The organism is Mesorhizobium sp. B2-8-1 (assembly GCF_006440955.1).
Lineage (GTDB): Bacteria > Pseudomonadota > Alphaproteobacteria > Rhizobiales > Rhizobiaceae > Mesorhizobium.
In genome coordinates this window covers 31,594-55,172 of sequence record NZ_VFTX01000003.1, presented here as the reverse complement: position 1 = coordinate 55,172, position 23,579 = coordinate 31,594, and the positions used below count along the sequence as shown (strand labels likewise).

Annotated in this window: 18 protein-coding genes and 1 pseudogene; 14 read left to right on the top strand and 5 right to left on the bottom strand. The window is 65.1% G+C overall.

Annotated elements, in window-relative coordinates; translation table 11 throughout:
- Positions 1-55: 55 nt before the first annotated feature.
- From FJ428_RS08565 to FJ428_RS08500, 13 genes and pseudogenes are all read left to right on the top strand, one after another.
- Positions 56-1,840, top strand: a complete 1,785-nt coding sequence (locus FJ428_RS08565) for a sensor histidine kinase (RefSeq protein ID WP_140491185.1) — start codon at positions 56-58, stop codon at positions 1,838-1,840.
- A 210-nt stretch (positions 1,841-2,050) separates the two neighbouring features.
- Entirely contained in the window at positions 2,051-2,497 is a 447-nt protein-coding gene (locus FJ428_RS08560; RefSeq protein WP_140879288.1) for an HPr kinase/phosphorylase, read from the top strand.
- A gap of 164 nt (positions 2,498-2,661) precedes the next feature.
- Complete coding sequence (locus FJ428_RS08550) at positions 2,662-3,063, top strand: PTS sugar transporter subunit IIA (protein ID WP_010912939.1); 402 nt, start codon at positions 2,662-2,664, stop codon at positions 3,061-3,063.
- Complete coding sequence (locus FJ428_RS08545) at positions 3,060-3,356, top strand: HPr family phosphocarrier protein (protein ID WP_140491179.1); 297 nt, start codon at positions 3,060-3,062, stop codon at positions 3,354-3,356. The genes FJ428_RS08550 and FJ428_RS08545 overlap by 4 nt, the downstream gene beginning before the upstream one ends.
- A gap of 173 nt (positions 3,357-3,529) precedes the next feature.
- Positions 3,530-4,930 carry an adenosylhomocysteinase gene (ahcY, locus tag FJ428_RS08540; protein WP_140517752.1) on the top strand — a complete coding sequence of 467 codons (1,401 nt, stop codon included), beginning with the start codon at positions 3,530-3,532 and terminating at the stop codon, positions 4,928-4,930.
- Between the two features lie 187 nt (positions 4,931-5,117).
- Positions 5,118-7,673: a PAS domain-containing sensor histidine kinase gene (locus tag FJ428_RS08535; RefSeq protein ID WP_140628770.1), complete on the top strand. Its 2,556-nt coding sequence runs from the start codon at positions 5,118-5,120 to the stop codon at positions 7,671-7,673.
- 8 nt (positions 7,674-7,681) lie between these two features.
- Positions 7,682-9,193 carry a tRNA (adenosine(37)-N6)-threonylcarbamoyltransferase complex ATPase subunit type 1 TsaE gene (gene tsaE / locus FJ428_RS08530; RefSeq protein WP_140625502.1) on the top strand — a complete coding sequence of 504 codons (1,512 nt, stop codon included), beginning with the start codon at positions 7,682-7,684 and terminating at the stop codon, positions 9,191-9,193.
- On the top strand, positions 9,190-9,954 hold the full coding sequence (locus tag FJ428_RS08525) for a nucleotidyltransferase family protein (protein WP_281405848.1): 765 nt from the start codon (positions 9,190-9,192) through the stop codon (positions 9,952-9,954). The genes tsaE and FJ428_RS08525 overlap by 4 nt, the downstream gene beginning before the upstream one ends.
- Positions 9,951-13,085: a double-strand break repair protein AddB gene (addB, locus tag FJ428_RS08520; RefSeq protein WP_140879287.1), complete on the top strand. Its 3,135-nt coding sequence runs from the start codon at positions 9,951-9,953 to the stop codon at positions 13,083-13,085. Before FJ428_RS08525 ends, addB begins: the two co-directional genes overlap by 4 nt.
- Positions 13,082-16,603, top strand: coding sequence for a double-strand break repair helicase AddA (gene addA / locus FJ428_RS08515; RefSeq protein ID WP_140879286.1), 3,522 nt, complete (start codon positions 13,082-13,084; stop codon positions 16,601-16,603). The genes addB and addA overlap by 4 nt, the downstream gene beginning before the upstream one ends.
- A 74-nt stretch (positions 16,604-16,677) precedes the next feature.
- Positions 16,678-17,001, top strand: coding sequence for a thioredoxin (gene trxA, locus FJ428_RS08510; protein WP_140491167.1), 324 nt, complete (start codon positions 16,678-16,680; stop codon positions 16,999-17,001).
- A 122-nt stretch (positions 17,002-17,123) separates the two neighbouring features.
- Positions 17,124-17,405: a cupin domain-containing protein gene (locus tag FJ428_RS08505; RefSeq protein WP_140524093.1), complete on the top strand. Its 282-nt coding sequence runs from the start codon at positions 17,124-17,126 to the stop codon at positions 17,403-17,405.
- Between the two features lie 64 nt (positions 17,406-17,469).
- Positions 17,470-17,717 (top strand): annotated as a pseudogene (locus tag FJ428_RS08500) (plasmid stabilization protein).
- Positions 17,718-17,822: 105 nt separating this feature from the next.
- Here FJ428_RS08500 and FJ428_RS08495 read toward each other — a convergent pair.
- From FJ428_RS08495 to FJ428_RS08475, 5 genes are all read right to left on the bottom strand, one after another.
- Entirely contained in the window at positions 17,823-19,148 is a 1,326-nt protein-coding gene (locus FJ428_RS08495; RefSeq protein WP_140879285.1) for a folylpolyglutamate synthase/dihydrofolate synthase family protein, read from the bottom strand.
- A 62-nt stretch (positions 19,149-19,210) separates the two neighbouring features.
- Complete coding sequence (gene accD / locus FJ428_RS08490) at positions 19,211-20,137, bottom strand: acetyl-CoA carboxylase, carboxyltransferase subunit beta (RefSeq protein ID WP_140491161.1); 927 nt, start codon at positions 20,135-20,137, stop codon at positions 19,211-19,213.
- 181 nt (positions 20,138-20,318) lie between these two features.
- Complete coding sequence (gene trpA, locus FJ428_RS08485) at positions 20,319-21,158, bottom strand: tryptophan synthase subunit alpha (protein WP_140561789.1); 840 nt, start codon at positions 21,156-21,158, stop codon at positions 20,319-20,321.
- A 2-nt stretch (positions 21,159-21,160) separates the two neighbouring features.
- Positions 21,161-22,411 carry a tryptophan synthase subunit beta gene (gene trpB / locus FJ428_RS08480; RefSeq protein WP_140583015.1) on the bottom strand — a complete coding sequence of 417 codons (1,251 nt, stop codon included), beginning with the start codon at positions 22,409-22,411 and terminating at the stop codon, positions 21,161-21,163.
- An 87-nt stretch (positions 22,412-22,498) separates the two neighbouring features.
- The gene (locus FJ428_RS08475) at positions 22,499-23,158 is read right to left on the bottom strand and encodes a phosphoribosylanthranilate isomerase (protein ID WP_140491154.1); all 660 of its coding nucleotides are present in this window, start codon (positions 23,156-23,158) and stop codon (positions 22,499-22,501) included.
- Between the two features lie 111 nt (positions 23,159-23,269).
- Between FJ428_RS08475 and FJ428_RS08470 the strand changes: the two genes are divergently transcribed.
- Positions 23,270-23,488, top strand: coding sequence for a hypothetical protein (locus FJ428_RS08470; RefSeq protein WP_140491152.1), 219 nt, complete (start codon positions 23,270-23,272; stop codon positions 23,486-23,488).
- The last annotated feature ends 91 nt before the right edge of the window (positions 23,489-23,579 follow it).

Below are 23,579 nucleotides of genomic sequence, written 5' to 3'. Positions count from 1 at the left end.
GCCAACCATTTCTCTATTCGCTACTCACTAATACTAAGCAGGGAACTGCTGTTCGATGGCAGTGGAAGCACAGCGGAGCAGATCGGCGGGCGTTGCAAGGCGGCCGGCGCGCATCATGCCCGCGTTCCTGTCGAAGCTCACCGTGCCCATGCGCCGCTTCCTCGGCCATCACATCTTTTCCAGCCTGACGCGGCGTATCCTCTTCCTCAATCTCGCCGGCCTCGCAGTCCTGGTCACCGGCATTCTCTATCTCAACACCTTCCGCGACGGGCTGATCGACGCCCGCGTCGAAAGCCTCATGACCCAGGGCGAGATCATCGCCGGCGCGATCGCCGCCTCGGCGACGGTCGAGACCGATTCGATCAGCATCGATCCGGAAAAGCTGCTTGAGCTGCAGGCCGGCGAAAGCCTGGGACCGGGCTCCGACCAGCTCGACAATCTGGATTTCCCGATCAATCCCGAGCGCGTCGCCCCGGTGCTGCGCCGGCTGATCTCGCCGACCCGCACCCGCGCCCGCATCTACGACCGCGACGCCAATTTGCTGCTCGATTCGCGCCATCTCTATTCGCGCGGCCAGATCCTTCGGTACGATCTGCCCCCGGTCGACGAGGAAGAGCCCGACCTTGTCGAACGCATCCAGAAGTTCATCTTCGACTTCTTCCGCAACACCGATCTGCCGGTCTATCACGAGCAGCCCGGCGGCAATGGCGCCGCCTTCCCGGAAGTGGTCAAGGCGCTGACCGGCAGCCCGTCGACCATCGTCCGGATCAGCGAACAGGGCGAGCAGATCGTTTCCGTCGCGGTGCCGATCCAGCGCTTCCGCGCCGTTCTCGGCGTGTTGATGCTGTCGACCGAAGGCGGCGACATCGACAAGATCGTCGCCGCCGAACGCAAGGCGATCCTGCGCGTCTTTGGCATCGCGGCGCTCGTCACCGCCATCCTGTCGATGCTTCTGGCCTCCACCATCGCCAATCCGCTGCGCCGGCTGTCTGCGGCGGCCGTGCGGGTACGGCGCGGCGTCAAGAGCCGCGAGGAAATCCCTGATTTCTCCGACCGTCAGGACGAGATCGGCAATCTGTCGATTGCCGTGCGCGACATGACGAACGCGCTCTATGCGCGCATCGAGGCGATCGAGAGCTTCGCCGCCGATGTTTCCCATGAATTGAAGAACCCGCTGACCTCGCTGCGCAGCGCGGTGGAGACCTTGCCGCTGGCCAAGAACGACAATTCGCGCAGCCGGCTGATGGAGATCATCCAGCACGACGTCAGGCGGCTGGACCGCCTCATCACCGACATTTCGGATGCCTCCCGTCTCGACGCCGAGCTGGCGCGGGATGACGCGGGGACCGTGGACCTGAAGAAATTCATCACCGACCTCGTCGCCGTCTCGCGTGAAACGACGCGCAACAAGAAGGCGGTCGAGATCGAGCTCAGGGTCGCCAAGCTGCCGCAGGGCGTCAAAGGCTATTTCGTCGTCGGCCACGACCTGCGCATCGGCCAGGTCATCACCAACCTGATCGAGAACGCCCGCTCCTTCGTGCCAGAGGAGCGCGGCCACATCATCCTGTCGCTGGCGCGCACCGGCAAGTTCAACATCCTCACCGTCGATGACAATGGTCCCGGCATCCGTGCCGACAACATCGACCGCATCTTCGAACGTTTCTACACCGACCGGCCCGCCGGCGAGGCGTTCGGCCAGAATTCAGGCCTTGGCCTGTCGATATCCAGGCAGATCGTCGAGGCCCATGGCGGCACGCTGACCGCCGAGAACATCCCCGGCACCAAGCCAGGCGAGATCAAGGGCGCCCGCTTCGTGGTTACGCTGCCGGCCGAAGCATGATCCCGAAAAGTGGGAACCGGTTTTCGGATCAGATCATGCCTCATGCAAAAATGATCCCGGATATCGCGGCCTTACGGCCGTCATCCTCGGGCTTGTCCCGTGGATCCGCCCCACAGCGGGACTATGGTGCGAACACTATTGGAAGACCTGCAGATTCTCGGGATGACGGGGTTGGATCAGGATTTCCGAAATACATAAGCGGGCACGCTCATGCAGCCTGAAAACATCCACGCAACGGCCATCCTGATCGGCGAGCGCGGCGTTCTCGTCAGCGGCGCATCCGGTTCGGGCAAGACGACACTGGCGCTGGCGCTCATTGACCATTGCCACCCGCGAGGCTTGTTTTCACGGCTCGTCGGCGACGACCAGCTTTTCGTCATGGCACATGCGGGACGGCTGGTGTGCCGCGCGCCCGCCGCGATCGAGGGCCTGGTCGAGGTGCCCGGGCGTGGTCCGCGACCCGTGCCGTTTGAGGCGGGCGCCGTCATCGATCTGCATGTCAGGCTTTTGCCGACCGGCGAAGTGGCACGCTTTCAGGAGGATGCCGACGACAACATCGCCGGCTGCCTGGTGCCGCGGATTGACGTGGCGGAACGCAATATTGCCGCTGCCTTGCCCGCCGTGATGGCGCATCTGTCGATCGCGCCTTTTCTATGATGCGACCGGGGTTTTTTGCTGCAATGCGTCAAAATGGCATGGGCCGGCGCAATTTTGGGCTTGTCAACGAGCCGCGCGTCGACAAGATAGCGCTCCCGCCGCCTGGAATGGCTGGCGAGCATAAAATGCGCCTGTGAAGCGGCGATGACGGGAGCCACCAAAGAATGATCGGACTCGTGCTTGTAACGCACGGTCAACTGGCCACCGAGTTCCGACATGCCGTGGAACATGTCGTCGGGCCACAAGACAATTTCGAAACCGTGGCGATCGGGGCTGACGACGATATGGAGCAGCGCCGGCGCGACATCGTCGACGCCGTCGCCCGTGTCGACACCGGGGCGGGCGTCATCGTGCTGACCGACATGTTCGGAGGCACGCCATCGAACCTTGCCATTTCCGTGATGGAGTCCGGCCGCACCGAAGTCATCGCCGGCATGAATTTGCCGATGCTGATCAAGCTCTCCTCGATTCGCAAGGGCGACAACATGGCGGCGGCCCTCGACGAGGCGCAGGCGGCGGGGCGCAAATACATCAATGTCGCCAGCCAGCTCCTGAGCAGCAAATGAGCACGATGTCGTCGGAAAAGGACCAGATCGTCCGCGAATTTCCGATCGTCAACCAGCGCGGCCTGCACGCGCGCGCCTCGGCCAAGTTCGTACAGCTCGCCAGCGGCTACAACGCGTCGGTCCATGTCGAGAAGGACGGCGTCAAGGTCGGCGGCACCTCGATCATGGGTCTGATGATGCTGGCTGCAAGTCCGGGTTATTCGATTCGCGTCACCGCCAGCGGTCCCGAAGCGCTTGAGGTCATGAATGCGCTGGAGCAGCTGGTGGCGTCCCGCTTCGGCGAGGAATGCTGATCCCTTACCTTCGCATGAAAGACATGCAGGGATAAAGATTTCTTTATATCCCATTGTCGTCTTGACGCCGATCTGCTAGTCAGTCGGGCAATTCGCGCCCTTCGACGCGCCTGCCGGCGCGGGCGCATCCGCAACCAATTCAACAGCGTAACAATTCGCATCGGAGCACTGCCATGACGGGTAGCAAGGACTATGTGGTCGCCGACATCTCGCTTGCCGGCTGGGGCCGCAAGGAAATCGAGATCGCCGAAACCGAAATGCCGGGCCTGATGGCCTGCCGCGAGGAATTCGGCTCCAAGAAGCCGCTCAAGGGCGCGCGCATCACCGGCTCGCTGCATATGACCATCCAGACCGCGGTGTTGATCGAGACGCTGAAGGCGCTCGGTGCCGATATACGCTGGGCTTCCTGCAACATCTTCTCGACCCAGGACCATGCGGCCGCGGCCATCGCCGAGGCCGGCATCCCGGTCTTCGCCGTCAAGGGCGAGACGCTTGAGCAGTACTGGGATTATACCGACAGGATTTTCCAGTGGGCCGACGGCGGCACCTCCAACATGATCCTCGATGATGGCGGCGACGCCACCATGTACATCCTGATCGGCGCGCGCGCTGAGGCCGGCGAGGACGTGCTGTCCAATCCGCACAGCGAGGAGGAGGAATATTTCTATGCCCAGGTCAAGAAGCGCATGAAGGCTTCGCCCGGCTTCTTCACCAAGCAGAAGGAAGCGATCCGGGGCGTCACCGAAGAGACGACCACCGGCGTCAACAGGCTCTACCAGCTGCAGAAGAAGGGCTTGCTGCCTTTCCCGGCCATCAATGTCAACGACTCCGTCACCAAGTCGAAATTCGACAATAAATATGGCTGTAAGGAATCGCTGGTCGACGGCATCCGCCGCGGCACCGACACCATGATGGCCGGCAAGGTCGCCGTCGTCTGCGGCTATGGCGACGTCGGCAAGGGCTCGTCCGCCTCGCTGAAGGGCGCCGGCGCCCGCGTCAAGGTCACCGAGGTCGATCCGATCTGCGCCCTGCAGGCGGCGATGGACGGCTTCGAGGTCGTCACGCTCGAAGATGCCGCACCCACCGCCGACATCGTCATCACCACCACCGGCAACAAGGATGTCGTCACCCTCGACCACATGCGTTCGATGAAGGACATGGTGATCGTCGGCAACATCGGTCACTTCGACAACGAGATCCAGGTGGCATCGCTGCGCAACCTGAAATGGACCAACGTCAAGCCTCAGGTCGACATGATCACCTTCCCCGATGGCAAGCGCATGATCTTGCTGTCGGAAGGCCGCCTGCTCAACCTCGGCAACGCCACCGGCCATCCAAGCTTCGTCATGTCGGCGTCCTTCACCAACCAGGTGCTGGCGCAGATCGAGCTGTTCACCAAGGGCGAGCAGTACCAGAACCAGGTCTACGTGCTGCCCAAGCATCTCGACGAGAAGGTCGCGCGCCTGCATCTCGACAAGCTCGGCGCTCGCCTGACCGAACTGTCGGGCGAACAGGCAGCCTATATCGGCGTGACCCCGCAGGGTCCGTTCAAGCCGGAACACTACCGCTATTAACCAAAGCTGAATTTACTACCAGATATTGACGCCGGGCGATTGACTTTTCGCCCGGCTTTATTTTTGCGCCGAATGATTCTTCACGCCGATTCCAGCAGGCGCTATTGTTGTGATTCGCGGTCCGGGGACGAGGACCGGCGTACGCATCAGGGCGGTCTTGCATTCAGGCGGCGAAGAGGACCAAGACATGCCGGGGGATAACCCGCTTTACGCGGGACGGGCCGTTTCCGGCGGCCATGACGATTCGAGGACTACCGGCACCGCCACGCGAGGCGGGCGCCCTTCATGGCGCGCGCGCGCCGGACTGTTCCTTGCCGGCTCCGCACTTGGCTGGCCTTTGGCCGGCACGGTGGCCCACGCCCAGGCTGCTGGTGCGGAGGCCGCAAGCCTATCGGTGAGCACGGTCGAGGTCGTGCAGCTTGCCGTCTTTGTCGGAGTGATGGGAGCGGCATTCCTGTCGGCCATCGTTCTGATCCGGGAGAGAGCGCGCACCTCGGCCGAAAATGTCGAGCTCAGGAGCCGCATCGCGGACATCAACGCGGCGCTGCGCCGTTCGGAGGCGCTGCTCAACTTGCGCGACCAGCGTGTCGTCGTCTGGGCCTCGGAGAACAAGAAACCCGAGCTCATCGGCACGCTGCCGGTCGAAAGCGGCGCGCCCGAGGAGCGGGCCGCCTTCCTTGCCTTCGGCCGCTGGCTGATGCCGCGCTCGGCTGCGGCACTCGAGCATGCCGTCGCGGGGCTGCGCGAAAGAGCCGTGTCCTTCGACCTCGTCATCGAAACGCAGACCGGCGCTCCGCTGGAAGTGCATGGCCGCAAGAGCGCGGCGCATGTGCTGGTGCGGTTCGTTTCCCTTTCCGAGACGCAACGCAGCCAGGCCCGGCTGAAGATCGAAAACCAGCGGCTGGCCGCCGACCATGATACGATGATCGGCCTGCTCGAGGCGCTGAAGATGCCGGCATGGCTGCGCGGCGAGGACGGCCGCCTGAGATGGGTGAACCGGGCCTATGCCGAAGCGGTCGAGGCCGAAAGCGCGGAGATGGCTGTCCGCGACGCCAAGGAATTCCTCGGCGGCCAGGCGCGCGAAGCGATCGCTGCCCAGCACAAGTCCCATCCTGTCTTCGAACAGACGCTTTCCACGGTGATCGAGGGCGACCGCCGCGTCTTCGCGGTGACCGATTTCGCCGGCGCCGACGGTTCGGCCGGGCTTGCCTGCGACACCAGCGCCATCGAAACGATCCGCAGCGAATATGAGCGCACCGTGCGCAGCCACGCCGACACGCTCGACCAGCTCAACACGGCGGTCGCGATCTTCGACACCGACGAGAAGCTGCGCTTCTTCAACCAGGCTTTCCAGAAGCTCTGGGGCCTCGATGCAGGCTTCCTGCACAGCGCGCCCGATAACGCTTTGCTGCTGGATCGGCTGCGCAGCGAGGGCAAGATCGCCGAGCAGCCGGAGTGGCGTCGCTGGAAGGAAGGCCTGCTCGGCGCCTACCGCGCGGTGGAATCGCAGGAGCATTGGTGGCACCTGCCCGACGGCAAGACCATCCGCGTCGTCGCCAACCCGCAGCCCAAGGGCGGCGTCACCTGGGTGTTCGAGAACCTGACCGAGAAGATGGACCTCGAAAGCCGCTACCGCACCGCGGTGCGGGTCCAGGGCGAAACACTCGACAACCTCGCCGAAGGCGTGGCGGTGTTCGGTCCCGACGGCAGGCTGCGCCTGTCGAACCCGGCATTTGCTACTTTGTGGGGCCTGGACGCCGAAACCGCCCGGCCCAATGTCCATGTTTCCGCAATCCGTGAGCTTTGCGACCTGCAAGCGATCGACAGCCCGTGGGGCGGCTTCGTCGCCGCCATCACCGGCTTCGACGACGAGCGCCGCGACCGCCACGGCCAGACCGAGCTCAACAACGGCACCGTGCTGCGCTACGCCGTGATCCCCCTGCCCAACGGGCAGGTGATGATGACCTTCGTCGACGTTACCGACAGCGTCCGTGTCGAACGCGCGCTCAAGGACAAGAACGAGGCGCTGGAGAAATCTGACCAGCTCAAGAACGAATTCGTCCAGCACGTGTCCTACGAACTGCGCTCGCCGCTGACCAACATCATCGGCTTCACCGAACTGCTGTCGCTGCCGGCCACCGGTCCGCTGACGCAGAAGCAGCGCGAATATGTCGAGCATGTCGGCTCGTCGTCCTCGGTGCTTTTGACCATCGTCAACGACATACTCGACCTGGCCACGGTCGATGCCGGCATCATGCAGCTCGACATTTCCGAGGTCCATGTCGACCGCACGATCGCCGCCGCCGCCGAGCTGGTTGCCGACCGGCTGGAAGAGCATTCAATCAGGCTCGAGGTCGATGCCGCCGCGGCGCCGAAGACCTTCCACGGTGACGAAATCCGCATCCGCCAGATCCTCTACAACCTGCTCAGCAACGCCGCCAACTACGCGCCGGAGGCCAGCGCCATCCGGCTCGCCTGCCGTCAGTTGGCGGACGGGGTGGAATTCTCGGTCCATGACGATGGACCCGGCATGCCGCCCGACGTGCTTGACTCGGTATTCCGCCGCTTCGAGCCGCGCGCCAATGGCGGCCGCCGGCGCGGCGCCGGGCTCGGACTGTCGATCGTCAAGAGCTTCGTCGAGCTGCATGGCGGCAGCGTCCGCATCGAAACCGGCAAGGACAAGGGCACGACCGTCATCTGCACCTTTCCCGACATGCCGGGCATCCGCGCCGCGGCCGAGTAGCGCACTCGATGGCCGCATTGATGCTCGAGCGTTTACTCGCCGACGAAACACAGACAGCGCGGCTGGGTGAGGATCTGGCGCTGGCGTTGCGCGCCGGCGACGTCCTGGCGCTGAAGGGCGATCTCGGCGCGGGCAAATCGACGCTGGCGCGGGCGCTGATCAGGGCCTTGGCCGACGATGCCGGTCTCGACGTGCCGAGTCCTACCTTCACCCTTGTGCAAAGCTACGATACGCGCATCCCGGTCCATCATTTCGACCTCTACCGCCTGTCCTCGGCAGCCGAGCTCGATGAACTGGGCTTCGACGAGGCGTTGGCGCAAGGCGCGGCCCTTGTCGAATGGCCGGAACGGGCCGAGGGTTATTTGCCTGGGACCGCCGTGCTGATCGAACTCGTCCAGCATGGCGATGGCCGATTGGCGAGACTGTCCGGGCAAGGCGCTGCCTACGATCGGGTGGCGCGGTCGCTCGCCATGCGTGATTTCCTCGAAGGCGCTGGATGGGGCGAGGCCAGCCGCCGCCATTTCATCGGCGATGCCTCTGCCCGCTCCTACGAAATTGTCTCGCTTCCAGGCCATGCCGCGAGGGTGCTGATGAACTCGCCGCGGCTGGTGCTGGGCCCGCCGGTGCGCGACGGCAAGCCCTATGGCGTCATCGCCCACACCGCCCAGTCGGTGTCAGCCTTCGCCGCCATCGACCGCGCGCTGCTCGCCGCCGGGGTCAGCGTTCCCGAAATCCATGCGCAGGATCTCGACCAGGGATTCCTGCTGCTCGAACATCTGGGCTCCGAAGGTTTCCTGGACGGGCATGGCAGGCCGGTCGCCGGGCGCTATGAGGCGGCGGCCGAACTGCTCGCCATGATGCATGGCAAGACCTGGCCCCACCGGATGGAGGCCGCGCCCGGCCTGTTTCACGATGTGCCGCCCTTCGACCGCGACGCCATGCTGATCGAGGCGGACCTGCTGGTCGATTGGTACGTGCCGATGCTGACGGGCGCTCCGGCGGGCGATGCCTTGCGCGTCGGCTACCACAAGGAGTGGAACGCGGTTCTCGACCGCCTCGCTGACAGCCAATACACGCTGATGCTGCGTGACTTTCATTCGCCGAACATCATCTGGCGCGCTGAGCGCTCCGGCCATGACCGGCTCGGTATCGTCGATATCCAGGACGCGTTGATCGGCCCCGCCGCTTACGACGTGGCCTCGCTGGCCATGGACGCGCGCGTCACCATCCCGCCAGGCATCGAGAAACGCACGCTCGATGCCTATGTCGCCGCCCGCCACGCGGCCGGCCCATTTGACGAGGCGGCATTCCTCGAGGCCTATGCGATCATGGCGGCGCAGCGCAATTCCAAGATCCTCGGCATCTTCGTCCGGCTCGAAAAACGCGACGGCAAGCCCTATTATCTGAAGCACTTGCCGCGTATCCGCGACTATCTGCGCCGGGCGCTGTCTCATCCTGCCTTGGCCGGCCTTCGCGAGTTCTATACCGCTCACGGTCTGCTGGAGGAGCAAACGCCGTGACATCGATACCGGACGCAGCGAGCGTGCCCAAAACTGCGATCGTGCCCAAAACTGCGATAGTGCTTGCCGCAGGGCTCGGCAAGCGCATGCGGCCGATCACCGACACGATCCCCAAGCCGCTGGTCAGGATCGCCGGCAAGACGCTGCTCGACTGGGGCCTCGACAGTCTCGCCGCGGCCGGCATCGGCAAGGCCGTCGTCAACGTGCACTATCTTCCCGAACAGATCGTCGCCCATCTCGGCGCGCGCCATGCGCCGCGGATCGTCATTTCGGACGAGAGCGAGCGGTTGCTCGATTCCGCCGGCGGCATCGTCAAGGCGCTGCCGGAGCTCGGCCAACAGCCCTTCTACATCCTCAACGCCGACACCTTCTGGATCGACCAAGGAACGCCCAATCTCAACCGTCTCGCCCTTGCATGGGACGCCGCGAAAATGGATATTCTGCTGATGCTGGCGGATCTCCATCAGGCGACCGGACACTGCGGCAGCACCGATTTCCTGGTGGCGCCGGACGGCACCCTGCGGCGTTCCAAGGGCGATCCGGCGGGCCTGATCTATGCCGGGGCGGCGATCGTCCATCCGCGCATCTTCAAGGGTGCCCTGCCGGAACCTCATTCGCTTAACGCCTACTTCGACAAGGCGATCGCCGCCGGCCGGCTGTCCGGCATGCCGATGTATGGCCATTGGATCACCGTCGGCACGCCTGACGCTATTGCCAGCGCGGAAGCGGCGGTCGCCGACGCGCTAGCCGAGTTGCAATGAGCGGCCCGGGCCGCGTTTTCTCCATTCCGCCCGGTGCGCCGTTTCTGCCGACGCTTGCCGAGGCGCTGCTGGCCGGGCGTCTTGTTCCGGGCTTTCGCTTCGATGGCGACCTGCTCGCTTTGGCCGATGTCATCATCTATGTGCCGACGCGCCGCGCCGCGCGCGCCTTGCGTGGCGTCTTCGTCGACAGCCTGTCGGCGAGGGGCGGCGGCGGTTCGGCGATTCTGCCAGTCATCCGGCCGCTCGGCGAGTTCGATGAGGACGAGGCCGCGTTCGAGACGGAAGCGTCGGCCGCCGTCGACCTCGCGCCGCCGATCGCGGCAACCGAACGCCTGTTGCTGCTGGCGCCGCTGGTGCGTGCCTGGAAACGCCGGCTGCCGGCGCATGTGGCGGCGCTTTTCGACGAGGAGATCGTCATTCCGGCCTCCGCCGCCGATGCGATCTGGCTGGCGCGCGATCTCGCCCGGCTTATGGATGAGATCGAGACGGAAGGCACGGACTGGACGCGGCTCGCCGATCTGGTGAGCGGCAATCTCGCGGGATGGTGGCAGGTCACGCTCGATTTCCTCGGCATCGTCACCGAAGCCTGGCCGAAATTCCTTGGGGAACGGAACCTCTCCAACCCGGCCGCGCATCGCAGCGCCCTGATCCGGCTGGAAGCGGCGCGGCTGCGGCGCAATCCGCCCGCCGGGCCGGTTATCGCCGCCGGTTCCACCGGCTCCATCCCCGCCACGGCAGAGCTGCTGGCCGCAATCGCCCGCTTGGCGGGAGGAGCCATCGTGCTGCCAGGCCTCGACCGGACGATGGATGAGCCGTCTTTCCAGGCCATCACGGCGCCGGGCGCACGTCCGGCCGTGCTCGGCCATCCGCAATACGGCCTCGCCAAGCTGATCGGCACCATCGGTGTGCTGCGCGGCGATGTCGAGGAGATCGGCGCGGCCGGACATGAACTCGCGCTTCGCGCCGCCCTCGTCGGCGAAGCGCTGCGGCCGGCCGAGACCACCGAATTGTGGGCCGAGACGCGCAGCGGCTTTTCCCCCTCCGACATCGAGCAGGCGTTCTCCGGCGTGAGCCTGCTGGAGGCAGCCAGCGAACGCGATGAAGCCGTGGGGATCGCCGTCGCGCTCAAGCGCGCAGTCGAGCAGCCCGGCCAAAGAGCGGCCCTCGTTACCGGTGACCGTGCGCTGGCGCGCCGCGTCTCGGTCGAGCTCGCTCGCTTCGGCGTCGTCGCCGACGATTCCGGTGGTGTGCCGCTTTCCAACACGCCCGCCGCCGGCCTGCTTGGCCTGGCGTTGCAGGCGGTGTTCCGTCCCGGTGACCCGGTCGGCCTGCTGTCGCTGCTCAAGCATCCCCTGCTTGCCCTTGGCCTGGACCGGACGAGCGTTCGCCATGCGGCGGAACTGATCGAACTGGTGGCGCTGCGCGGCGGCACCGGCCGCCCCGACATCGCGTCGCTGCCGGACCTGTTCGAAGCCCGCCTGGTTGACCTCGGCGCCGACAGCAGGCGGCCTTTCTGGTTTACCCGGCTGACCGTGCGCGCCATCGAAGGCGCGCGGAATTTGCTCGGACGTCTCAACGAAGCGCTGGCGCCGCTTGCCGCCTTTCGCGGTCAGGCCGACGCCGGTCTTGTGGCGCTGGTCGGGGCCAGCGTCGTGGTGCTGGAAAATCTCGGCCGTGCGGCCGATGGCGGGCTTGGCGCGCTCTATGCCGGCGATGCCGGCGAGAAGCTCGCCGACCTGTTGCGTGGACTGGTCGCGGCGCCCGTGCCGCTGTCGTTTGCCGCCGACGAATGGCCCGACGTCATGGACGCGCTGATCGCGCCCGAGACGGTCAAGCCGGCGCAAGGCACAGACAGGAACATCGCCATCTGGGGGGCGCTGGAAGCCCGCTTGCAGAATGTCGACACGCTGGTCATCGGCGGCATGAACGAAGGCGTGTGGCCGCGCAAACCCGAAAGCGATCGCTTCATGTCGCGGCTGATGAAGACCGGCATCGACCTGGAGCCGCCCGAACGGCGCATTGGGCTTGCCGCACATGATTTCCAGATGGCCATGGGGGCGGCGAAGGTGGTGCTATCGCGCTCCGCACGCGCCGGCGACGCGCCCGCCGTGCCCTCGCGCTGGCTGCAGCGCATTCTCACTTATATCGGGAAGGACCAGGCAGCCAGGCTTGCCGAACGCGGCGACGAACTCATCGCCTGGGCGCGCGCGCTCGATTCCGGCCCGCGGCGGGACTTCGCGCCGCGCCCGCAGCCGAAGCCGCCGGTCGCGCTGCGTCCAACCCATTTCTCGGTCACCGAGATCGAGACGCTGCGTCGCGATCCCTACGCCGTCTATGCCAGGCGCATCCTCGGCCTGCTGCCGCTCGACCCGGTCATCCGCGACCCGGGTGCGGCCGAGCGCGGCACGCTGTTCCACGCCATCCTGCATCTGTTCTCGGGCAGCGTGGCCGATCCGCGTGCTCCCGATGCGCTGGCCGGCCTGCTCGCCGCCGGCCGGACCTGCTTTGCCGAGGCAGCACTTCCCGCCGATGTCGAGGCGGTCTGGTGGCCGCGTTTCGAAAAGCTCGCCGCCAGCATCATCGAATGGGAACGCGGCCGCGCTGGGGCCGTGGCCCGGCGCCACGCCGAGGCGCGAGCGGCCAAGACCGTGGTCGGCCAATCCGGGATCACCCTGTCGGGCTATGCCGACCGGGTCGATCTTCTCCATGGCGGCATGGCCGACATATTGGACTACAAGACCGGCTCCTCGCCTTCCAAGGCGCAGGCGCACACGCTGCTGTCGCCGCAACTGGCCCTGGAGGGCGCGTTGCTCAGGCGCGGCGCTTTCCAGGAACTCGGCGCGCGCGAGCCCTCGCAATTGGCTTTTGTCAGGCTGAAGCCGAATGGCGAGGTTTTCGAGGAATCGATCCTCGAATACAACCGGCAGCCACGCACCGCCACGGACCTCGCCGAGGAGGCCTGGGCGCGGCTGGAGAAATTGCTCATCCACTATGCCGATCCGGCGGCCGGCTACCTGTCGCGGGCACTGCCGTTCCGCGAAGGCGAGACCGACGGCAACTACGACCATCTCGCCCGCGTGCTCGAATGGTCGGCGGGCGGCGATGCGGATGACGAGGGAGGGGAGGCATGAAGAAAGCCTATCCCATCCCCGGCGAAACCGCCTCCAGGCAGGCCAGCGCCTCGGATCCGAGGAATTCCGCCTGGGTGTCGGCCAATGCCGGGTCCGGCAAGACCCATGTGCTGGCCCAGCGCGTCATCCGGCTCCTGCTGCGTGGCACCGATCCGTCGAAGATACTGTGCCTGACCTACACGCGCGCCGCCGCCGCCAACATGTCGAACCGGGTTTTCTCGACATTGTCGGAATGGACCGCGCTCGGCGATGCCGAATTGGCGGTGAGGGTCGAGGCGCTCGATGGCCGCCGGCCCGACCGCGAAACCATGCGCCGCGCCCGCCGCCTGTTTGCCGAGGCGCTGGAAACGCCCGGCGGCCTGAAGATCCAGACCATTCATGCCTTCTGCGAATCGGTGCTGCACCAGTTCCCGCTGGAAGCCAACATCCCCGCGCATTTCGAGATGCTCGACCCGCAGATGGAGGCATCGTTGTTCGCCGCCGCGCGCCGTGAAATGATTTCGGGCAGCGCGGCGGATCGGCCGGACCTCGCCGAAGCTTTCGCCGCCGTGCTCGAGCGCGGTGGCGAGGCCGGGCTCGACGCTTTGCTGGGTGAGATCGTCCGCAAGCGCGACGAACTGGGCGCCTTCATCGGTGAGATCGATCGAGGCGGCCCGAACTTCCAGACGCTGTTCGACGAATTCCAATTCCGCCCCGGCCAGACCGCCGAAGGCATAGCGGCCGCCATCTGGCCGCTGCCCGGCTTCCTGCCGGATTATTTTGCCGGCTTCGCCCAGGCGGCGGAGGCCGCCGACGCCAGGACGGTGCTCAACAACATCTTGCCTCATGCGCGCCTGGCTTTCGCGGAAACCGACCCCGTGCGCCGCCTGCAGCTGCTTTCGCGGGCTTTCCTGAAGGCCGACGGCGACGTCTACGATCCAGCCAAGGCCTTCAAGAAGGCGCTGCTCGACCGGCTGCCGGACCTGGCGGAGCGCTATCTCTCGGCGACCACCGCAATCGTCGAGACGGTCGACCGGCTCGCCCTGTTCCGGATGCTGGAGGGCACGCGCGCCGCGCTGACGCTGGCCGACTGGCTGGTCGCCCGCTACGAGCAGTTGAAGCGTGGCCGCGGGTTCCTCGACTTCAACGACCTGATCACCCGCACCGTCAGTCTCCTGGCCAGGCCCGATGCCGGCCCGTGGGTGCAATACAAGCTCGACCAGGGCATCGACCACATTCTGCTCGACGAGGCGCAGGACACCAGCCCCGACCAATGGGAGGTGGTGAAGCGGCTGGCCGAGGAATTCTTTGCCGGCATCGGCGCCCGAGACACCGCGCATCGGACGATCTTCGCTGTCGGCGACGAAAAACAGTCGATCTATTCCTTCCAGGGAGCGGCGCCGGATTCCTTCGCCGACAGCAGGCTCCTGTTCGCAAGCAAGGTGCGCGACGCCGATGCGCCCTTCGCCGATCTGAAGCTCACCTGGTCGTTCCGCTCGACCGACGATGTTCTGGCCGCCGTCGACCGCGTCTTCGCCGATCCGGTCGTGCGGCGTGGCATCAGCCATGACCCCGATCCGCTGAGCCACAAGGCGATACGCACCGATGCGCCGGGCTATGTCGAGGTCTGGCCATCCATCGGCGCCGACGTCGTCGACGAGCCGGACGACTGGACCCAGGCAGTCGACCATGCCCGCGCGCCGGCGGTTCGGGTTGCCGAAAACGTCGCCGCCACCATTGCCGGCTGGATCGGCAATGGCGAGGTCATCGAAGGCCGCGGCAAGAAGCTGCGCCCTGGCGACGTGCTGGTGCTGGTGCGCAAGCGCGATCGCTTCGTCCATGCTCTGACGCGTGCCCTGAAACGTCGTGACATCCCGGTCGCCGGCGCCGACCGGTTGAGCCTGCCCGGCCACATCGCGGTCAAGGACCTGATCGCGCTCGGCCATTTCCTGATCCAGCCGCAGGACGATCTGTCGCTCGCCGCCGTGCTGCGGAGCCCGATCTTCGATCTGTCGGAAGAGACGCTTTTCACACTGGCCGCGCAAAGACCATCCGGCCTGTCGCTGGCCGGGTCCCTGCGCCAGCATGCCAGCCAAAGCGAAGCGCTCGCGGCGGTCGCCGCTCAACTCGACATCTGGGCCAACGAGGCCGTCTTCAAGCCGGTGTTCGAATTCTATGCCGGCCTGCTGGCACGCGGTGGCGTGCGCCGCAAGATGGTTGCGCGGCTCGGGCCGGAGGCCGGCGACATTCTCGACGAATTCCTGAGTTTCTGCCTTGCCGAGGAGCGGGCCGGCTTACCCGGGCTGGAAGCCTTCCTGTCGACGCTGGAGAGCGCCGGCCCAGAAATCAAGCGCGAGATGGACCAGACCCGCGACGAGGTCCGCGTCATGACCGTGCATGCAGCCAAGGGGCTCGAAGCGCCTGTCGTCTTCCTGGTCGATGGCGGTTCGGCTCCGTTCAGCGATCAGCACCTGCCGCGCCTGATGCCGTTCGAGGGTTCCGGGCTGAACTGGAGCGGCAAGGGCTTTCTCTGGCGTTCGACCAGCGACGTCGCCAACGGGATTTCGAAGGCTGCCGCGGCCAGGGCGCGCGATCTCGCCGATGACGAGTACCGGCGGCTGCTCTATGTCGGCATGACCCGGGCCGAGGACAGGCTGATCGTCTGCGGTTATCATGGCAAGCGCGCGCCGAACACCGGCACCTGGCATTCGCTCGTCAGCCGTGCCCTGGTCGGGGCGCCGGAGAGTGCCGAGTATCCGCATCCGGCCGGCGGCGGCGTCTCAGTGCATCGCTTCCAGGTGACCGGATTGCCGCCGTTTGCACCGGTCGCCGAGAGCGAAGCCAGGCAGACGCGGGACTTCGGGCCGCCGCCCGAAATCTTGTTCAAGCCGCTGCCGCCATACGAGGACCTGCCGCGCCCGCTGTCGCCATCCGGAGCCTCCGCCCTGATCGACGAGGGCAAGGAAAGCGTCATCGACACCGGCTCGCCAGTGCTGGATGGCGACGCCGAACCCGGCTTCGCCGTCATGCGAGGCCTGGCGCTGCACAAACTGCTGCAGATGCTGCCCGGCGTGGCGCAAAACGAACGCCAGGGCGCAGCCGAACGCTATCTCGCCCGCGCCGGCGCGCAATGGCCGGCCGGCGAGTGCGAAAAGGCGGTCGCCTCGGTTATGGCGATCCTTGCCGATCCGCGTTTCGCGCCGCTTTTCGGACCCTCTTCGCGCGCCGAAGTGGCGGTCATGGGCAGCCTCGACGTCAAGGGCACGAAACGCTCGATTTCCGGCAAGATCGACAGGGTGGCGGTGACGCCGGACCGCGTATCCATCATCGATTACAAGACCAATCGGCCGGCGCCCGCCTCGCTGGGCGAGGTTCCGCCCGCCTATCTGCTGCAGCTCGCGCTCTATCGCGCCTTGCTGCGGCCGCTCTATCCCGGCCGCGAAGTCACGGCGGCCTTGCTGTTCACGGAGGCGCCGCGGCTGATCGAACTGCCGGCTCGGGCCATGGATGACGCTCTTGCCCGACTCACGCGAGCGTGACACAAGAACTGCTTGAAGAAGGGCGCGGCAACCACCACATTTGGTGCGACGAAAAATTTCGAAAGGATTTCCGCATGGCTACCGTCAAGGTCGACAAGAACAATTTCCAGACCGCTGTGCTCGACGCCAAGGAGCCGGTCGTGGTGGATTTCTGGGCGGAATGGTGCGGTCCCTGCAAGATGATCGCGCCGGCGCTGGAAGACATCGCCAATGAGCTCGGCAGCAAGGTGAAGATCGCCAAGCTCAACATCGACGAGAATCCCGAACTGGCAGCGGAATTCGGCGTGCGCTCTATCCCGACGCTGATGATCTTCAAGGGCGGCGAAAGAGCCGATGTGAAGGTTGGCGCCGCGCCCAAGACCGCGCTGTCGCACTGGATCAACGGTAATCTCGCCTGATCAATCCGAAATTCCTGACATCAAGCCCGGCCGATCGCGTTGGCGTCATTGGTCGCCCGCTCTGGCCCTGACGTCCGGGGCCTCCATGTCTTCTGCTGGAAGCAGATGCAGGGAGAGGAAAAATGACCGGATCCGCCAAGGCCACCGTCTTCATCGACAATGAGCGCGTCATCGTCACGGAATACCGCTTTCAGCCGGGCGACAACACCGGCTGGCACCGCCATGGCCACGACTATGTTGTCGTGCCGCTGATGGACGGCAAGGTAAAGCTTCTGACCAAGGACGGCGAATCCTTCGCCGAAATGAAGAAAGGCGCGCCCTATTTCCGCAGGGAAGGCGTCGAGCACGACGTCATCAGCGCCAATGAGGGCGAATATGCCTTCATTGAGATCGAGCTGAAATAGCGGCGTTCGCCTCGAATACCGCAGCGGAAACCGGTATATATGTCTTCCAACAACGGAGTTTGAGATGGCCGAACCTCAGCTCTCGGTCCGTAGCGCAAAAGCACGCGACCTGGCTCATAGACTTGCTCGTCGCGAAAATCGCTCGATAGCAGATGTCGTCGAGCGAGCGCTTGAATCCTACGAGATTCGTGAAGCAGGTCGCGAACCCGCGCCCACATTCTATGCCCACCTGGCGCAAGCAGTGGCACCGACATCGATCTGGAGAAAATCGTCCGAGAAGGCCGTCAGGCTCATACAGGACCTGAAGTTTGATTTTCGCCGTACCAACGACCTGGCACCACCGGCCTGATATGATCTCGCGTTGGGACTTCTGAGCGGCGGCTTGGACCGGTTAGTTAGGCGCAGATACTGGATGCGTCACGTCGGCGGCGTGCCGTTCTCCGCCAACACCGCGCCAGCCAGATAGAGCGAGCCGCCGACCAGGATGCGCGGCGGCGGGCCGTCCCAGGTGTCGCGCAGCAACATCAGCGCGCTGGCGACGGAACTCACCGGCTCGGCCGTCAGCCCGGCCTCCGTGGCGCGGGCCGCCAGTTCGTCGTTCGGCACGCTGGCGTCGCTCAGGCTCACCGGCACGGTATAGACGTGCCGGGCGAGGCCATTGAAGGCGCGGAAATAGCCGCTCTGGTCCTTGGTGTTGATCATGCCGGAGATGAGAAAAAGCGGCCTGGGGTTCTTCTCTTCCTGTTCGGCCAGCGCCTCGGCGACGACCACGCCGGCGCCCGGATTGTGGCCGCCGTCGAGCCAGATGTCGGCGCCCTTGGGCGCCAGTTCCGTCAGCCTGCCTTGCGACAGCTTCTGCATCCGCCCCGGCCAGGCGACAGTGGTCATCGCCTTCTCGGCGGCACGGTGGCTGATCTCGAAGCCGGCTGCCTTGACGGCGGCGATCGCGGCGGCCGCGTTGGCGAACTGGTGGCGCCCGGGCAGCCGCGGCGGCGGCAGATCCATCAAGCCATCATCGTCCTGATAGACCATGCGGCCGTTCTCCTCGAAGGCGAGGAAATCCTGTCCATAGACCAGGGTCGGGCAGCCGAGCCGCTCGGCGGTTTCGATCAGCACCTGCTGCGCCGCCTCGGTTTCCTGTGCGCCGATGACCACCGGGCAGCCGCGCTTGATGATGCCGGCCTTCTCGGCGGCGATCAGTTCGACGCGGTCGCCGAGATAGGCTTCGTGGTCCATCGACACCGGCATGATCACCGAGACAGCCGGCCTGGCGATGACATTGGTGGCGTCGAAGCGGCCGCCGAGACCGACCTCGACGATGGCGGCATCGGCCGGATGCTCCGAAAACAGGATGAAGGTGACGGCGGTGAGGATCTCGAAAACGGTGATCTTCTCGCCGCCATTGGCCTTGGCGACGCGGGCGATGACCTCGGCGAAGATATCGTCCTCGACCAGCCTGCCGCCGCCATCAGCCGCCAGCCGGTAGCGCTCGTGCCAGCTGACCAGATGCGGCGAGGTGTGCACGTGCACGAGTCGGCCGGATGCTTCCAGAAGCGCTCGCGAGAAGGCGGCGCAAGAGCCCTTGCCGTTGGTGCCGGCGATGTGGATCACCGGCGGCAGCAAGTCCTGAGGATTGCCCAGCCGCTCCAGCAGTCGTGAAATGCGGTCGAGCGAAAGGTCGAAGCCTTTCGGGTGAAGCGCCATCAGCGCTTCGATTTCACGGTCGGCGGCAAGCGTGGTCATGTAGGAGTCCTAAGCGCGCGATGGATCGCGCGCAATCGCGGTTCGCGGCAAAGAGTGTCGCGTCAGGCCTGCGGCCGTGCTTCCGTCGCGACCACCGCCGGCGGCAGGATTTCCGGCTCCAGGGGCTTGTGCTCTTCCGGCATCTTGAGCAGCATCTTCAAGAGCCGCGCGATGGTCCGGCGCATCTCCAGTCGCGATACCACCATGTCGACCATGCCGTGTTCCATCAGATATTCGGAGCGCTGGAAGCCGTCCGGCAGTTTTTCCCGGATGGTCTGCTCGATGACACGCGGTCCGGCGAAGCCGATCAGTGCGCCGGGCTCGGCTATATGCACGTCGCCCAGCATGGCGTAGGAGGCAGTGACGCCGCCGGTCGTCGGATTGGTCAGCACGACGATGTAGGGAAGGCCGGCTTCCTTCAGCCGGTCGACGCCAACCGTGGTGCGCGGCAATTGCATCAGCGACAGGATGCCTTCCTGCATGCGCGCGCCGCCGGAAGCGGCAAACAGGATCAGCGGCCGCTTGCGCTGCACGGCCACCTCGAAGGCATGAACGATGGCGTCGCCCGCGGCCATGCCGAGCGAACCGCCCATGAAGGCAAAATCCTGCACCGTCACCACCACCGGCAGGCCTTCTACGGTGCCCAGCGCGTTGACGATGGCATCTTCCAGGCCGGTCTTGGCCTTGGCGTCCTTCAACCGGTCAGTGTAGCGCTTCTCGTCGCGGAATTTCAGCGGGTCCAGCATGACCTTGGGATTTTCGAGCTGTTCGTATTTGCCGTCGTCGAGGAAGTATTTCAGCCGCTCCTTGGCCGAGATCTTCATGTGATGGCCCGAAGACGGGATAACGAACTGGTTGGATTCCAGATCCTTGTGGAACACCATCTCCCCGGTCTCGGGATCCTTGATCCACAGGTTCTCGGGCATGTCGGTGCGCCGGCCGAGCATCGAATTGATCTTCGGGCGAACGTAGTTGGTGATCCAGTTCATCGCTTCGGCTCCTGTCCTGACGAAGAGTTAGAGCAATTCCAGGAAAAGTGTGAACCGGTTTTCCGACCGGAATTGCGATAAAGCAAAAAGATAGAGCGGTTCGGCGTTTCCGTGAAACGGCAAACCGATCCAGCGCATGCCGCCCGGGATGGCGACGTGCACAAGACCTGAGGTAGGAAAACTATTCGGCGGCAGCAAGGCGGGCCGACCGCACGCCCTGCGCGAGGCCGCTGACCAGCGTGGCGACGGCCTCGGCCGGGTCGGCGGTCTTTTCGCCCTTCGGCCCCAGCACATTGGCGACCGCATTGACGATCGCGGTACCGACGACGACGCCGTCGGCATTGGCGCCGATGACGCGCGCCTGTTCGGCGGTCTTGACGCCGAAGCCGACGCAGACCGGCAGATCGGTATGGCCCTTGATGCGCTTGACCGCCGCAGCCACCTTGCCGGTGTCGGCCAGCGCGGAACCGGTGATGCCGGTCATCGACACGTAATAGACGAAGCCGGACGTGTTCTGCAGCACCTTGGGCAGGCGCTTGTCGTCGGTGGTCGGCGTCGCCAGCCGGATGAAGTTGATGCCGGCTTTCAGCGCCGGGATGCACAGCTCCTCGTCCATCTCAGGCGGCAGGTCGACGACGATCAGCCCGTCGATGCCGCTGGCCAATGCGTCCTTGAGAAAGCGATCGACGCCGTAGATGTAGATCGGGTTGTAGTAGCCCATCAGAACGATCGGCGTCTCATTGTCGCCGGTGCGGAAGTCAGCCGCCATCTTGAGCGTCTTAACCAGCGTCTGGCCGCCTCTAAGCGCCCGCAAGCCCGCGGCCTGGATCGCCGGGCCATCGGCCATCGGATCGGAGAACGGCATGCCGAGTTCGATGATGTCCGCGCCGGCCGTTGGCAGCGCCTTCATGATCGACAGCGAGGTCTGATAGTCCGGGTCGCCGCCCATGAAATAGGTGACGAGCGCCGGGCGGCCTTCGTTCTTGAGCTTTGCCATGCGGCGATCGATGCGGGTCACCATGATCAGATCTCCATGCCCAGCATCGAAGCCACCGTATGCACGTCCTTGTCGCCGCGGCCGGACAGGTTGACGATGACGATCTGGTCCTTGTCCATGGCGGGCACGATCTTCACCGCATGGGCGATGGCGTGCGCCGATTCGAGCGCCGGGATGATGCCTTCGACGCGTGTGGTCAGCTTGAAGGCCTCCAGCGCCTCGTCGTCGAGGATCGGCACATATTCGACGCGGCCAGAGTCGCGCAGCCAGGAATGCTCCGGGCCGACGCCGGGGTAATCGAGGCCGGCCGAGATCGAATGGCCGTCCATGATCTGGCCGTCGGCATTTTGCAGGAGATAGGTGCGGTTGCCATGCAGCACGCCCGGCGCGCCGGCGTTCATCGAGGCGCAGTGCTCGACGCCGTCGAGGCCACGCCCGCCAGCCTCGATGCCGATGATGCGGACATCCTTGTCGTCGAGGAACGGATGGAACAGGCCGATGGCGTTGGAGCCGCCGCCGACGGCGGCGATGATGGTGTCGGGCAACCGGCCTTCCTGCTCGAGGATCTGAGCGCGCGCCTCCGAACCGATCACCGACTGGAAGTCGCGCACCAGCTCTGGATAGGGGTGCGGGCCGGCGGCGGTGCCGATCAGGTAATAAGTGTCCTCGACATTGGTCACCCAGTCGCGCAGCGCCTCGTTCATGGCGTCCTTCAGCGTGCCATGGCCAGCGGTCACCGGCCGCACTTCGGCGCCGAGCAGCTTCATGCGAAAGACATTGGGGCTCTGGCGGGCAACGTCGGTCGCGCCCATATAGACGACGCAGGGAAACCCAAAACGGGCCGCGACCGTGGCCGATGCCACGCCGTGCTGGCCGGCCCCGGTCTCGGCGATGATGCGCGTCTTGCCCATGCGCTTGGCCAGCAGGATCTGGCCGAGGCAATTGTTGATCTTGTGCGAACCGGTATGGTTCAGGTCCTCGCGCTTGAAATAAACCTTTGCGCCGCCCCCGATGCCCTTGGCCGAGGAAACCTCACGAAGATGCCTGGTCAGTCCTTCGGCGAAATAAAGCTTCGACGGCCGCCCCGCATAATGGGTCGAAAGATCGGTGAGCTCGGCCCTGAAATCCGGATCGTTCTTGACCTCGTTCCAGTGCCGTTCGAGGTCGAGGATCAGCGGCATCAGCGTTTCGGCCACGAAACGACCGCCGAAAATGCCAAACATGCCCTGTTCGTCGGGTCCGGTGCGGAAGGAATTGAGTGTCGCCGGCTTGTTCATCGCCGATCTCCTGGCATCTCGATTTTCTTAAGCATGTCCTGTCGAAAACCGTTTTCCACTTTCGGGACATGCTCGGGTTTGAGCCGGTTAGGCGGCGCGGTCGTCTCGCGCTGCCTTGACGGCCCGGAAAAACTGCTCGATCAGCGCCGGATCCTTGATGCCCGGCGCGCTTTCCACGCCGGAGGAAATATCAATTCCGGGCGGGCTGGCAAGCCGAAGGGCATCGCCGATATTGGCGGCGTTGAGCCCACCGGAAAGCATGTAATCGAGCCCGGCGTCAAGGCCGGTCAGGATGCGCCAGTCGAACGCAACGCCATTGCCGCCCGGCAACTCGGAGCCCTTCGGCGGCTTGGCGTCGAACAGGAACCGGTCCGCGACCCCGACGAACGGTTTGATGCGCTCGAGATCGGCGGCTTCGCTGAGCGGCAACGCCTTCATGACCGGCAGGTCATAGCGGGCTTTCAGTTCGGCCACCCGTTCGGGCGTTTCCGAGCCGTGCAGCTGCAGCATGTCCGGGCGCATGCTGTCGATGATGTCGTCCAGGAAGGTGTCGTTGGCGTCGACGGTAACGGCAACCGCCAAAGCCTTGCCGCGCGCCGCTTCGCGCAACCGCCCGGCTGCAGCCGGTTCGATGTAACGCGGGCTCTTGGCAAAGAAAATGAAGCCGACATGGCTGGCGCCGCCGGCCAGCGCCGCGGCCATTGCCTGGTCGGTCTTCAAGCCGCAGATTTTGACGTCGAGTGCCATGGCGCGGGAATTGACATGAAATCGAGGCAGAGTCGAGAAAAAGCATGTTGTTTGCCGGCAGGGCCAAAGGCGCTACCTATCATGGGAAAGCATGCAAGGCGGGAGAACATCATGACTGACAGAACCGTTGCCGAACTCAGGCAGAAGATCGCGCAGGCGCGCGAGGTGATCGCGCATTTGATGGACAAGGCCGCCTTCAACGGCGCCGAGGCGCATCGGGCGCTCGATTATTTCGACACCGACGCCTTCGATCGGAATTTTTTACCGTGGCCGCATCATAGCGAAGAAGGGCTGCGGCCTGAAGAGTTGAACGCCGCGAATGACGATTGAGTTCGTGCGCCCAGTAAGAACGTAGACGCTGGGGGGGGGGCGGAGGTGTGAAGCATCGCCGCGGAAAAGCGTATTCTCTGGCGCCGTACGA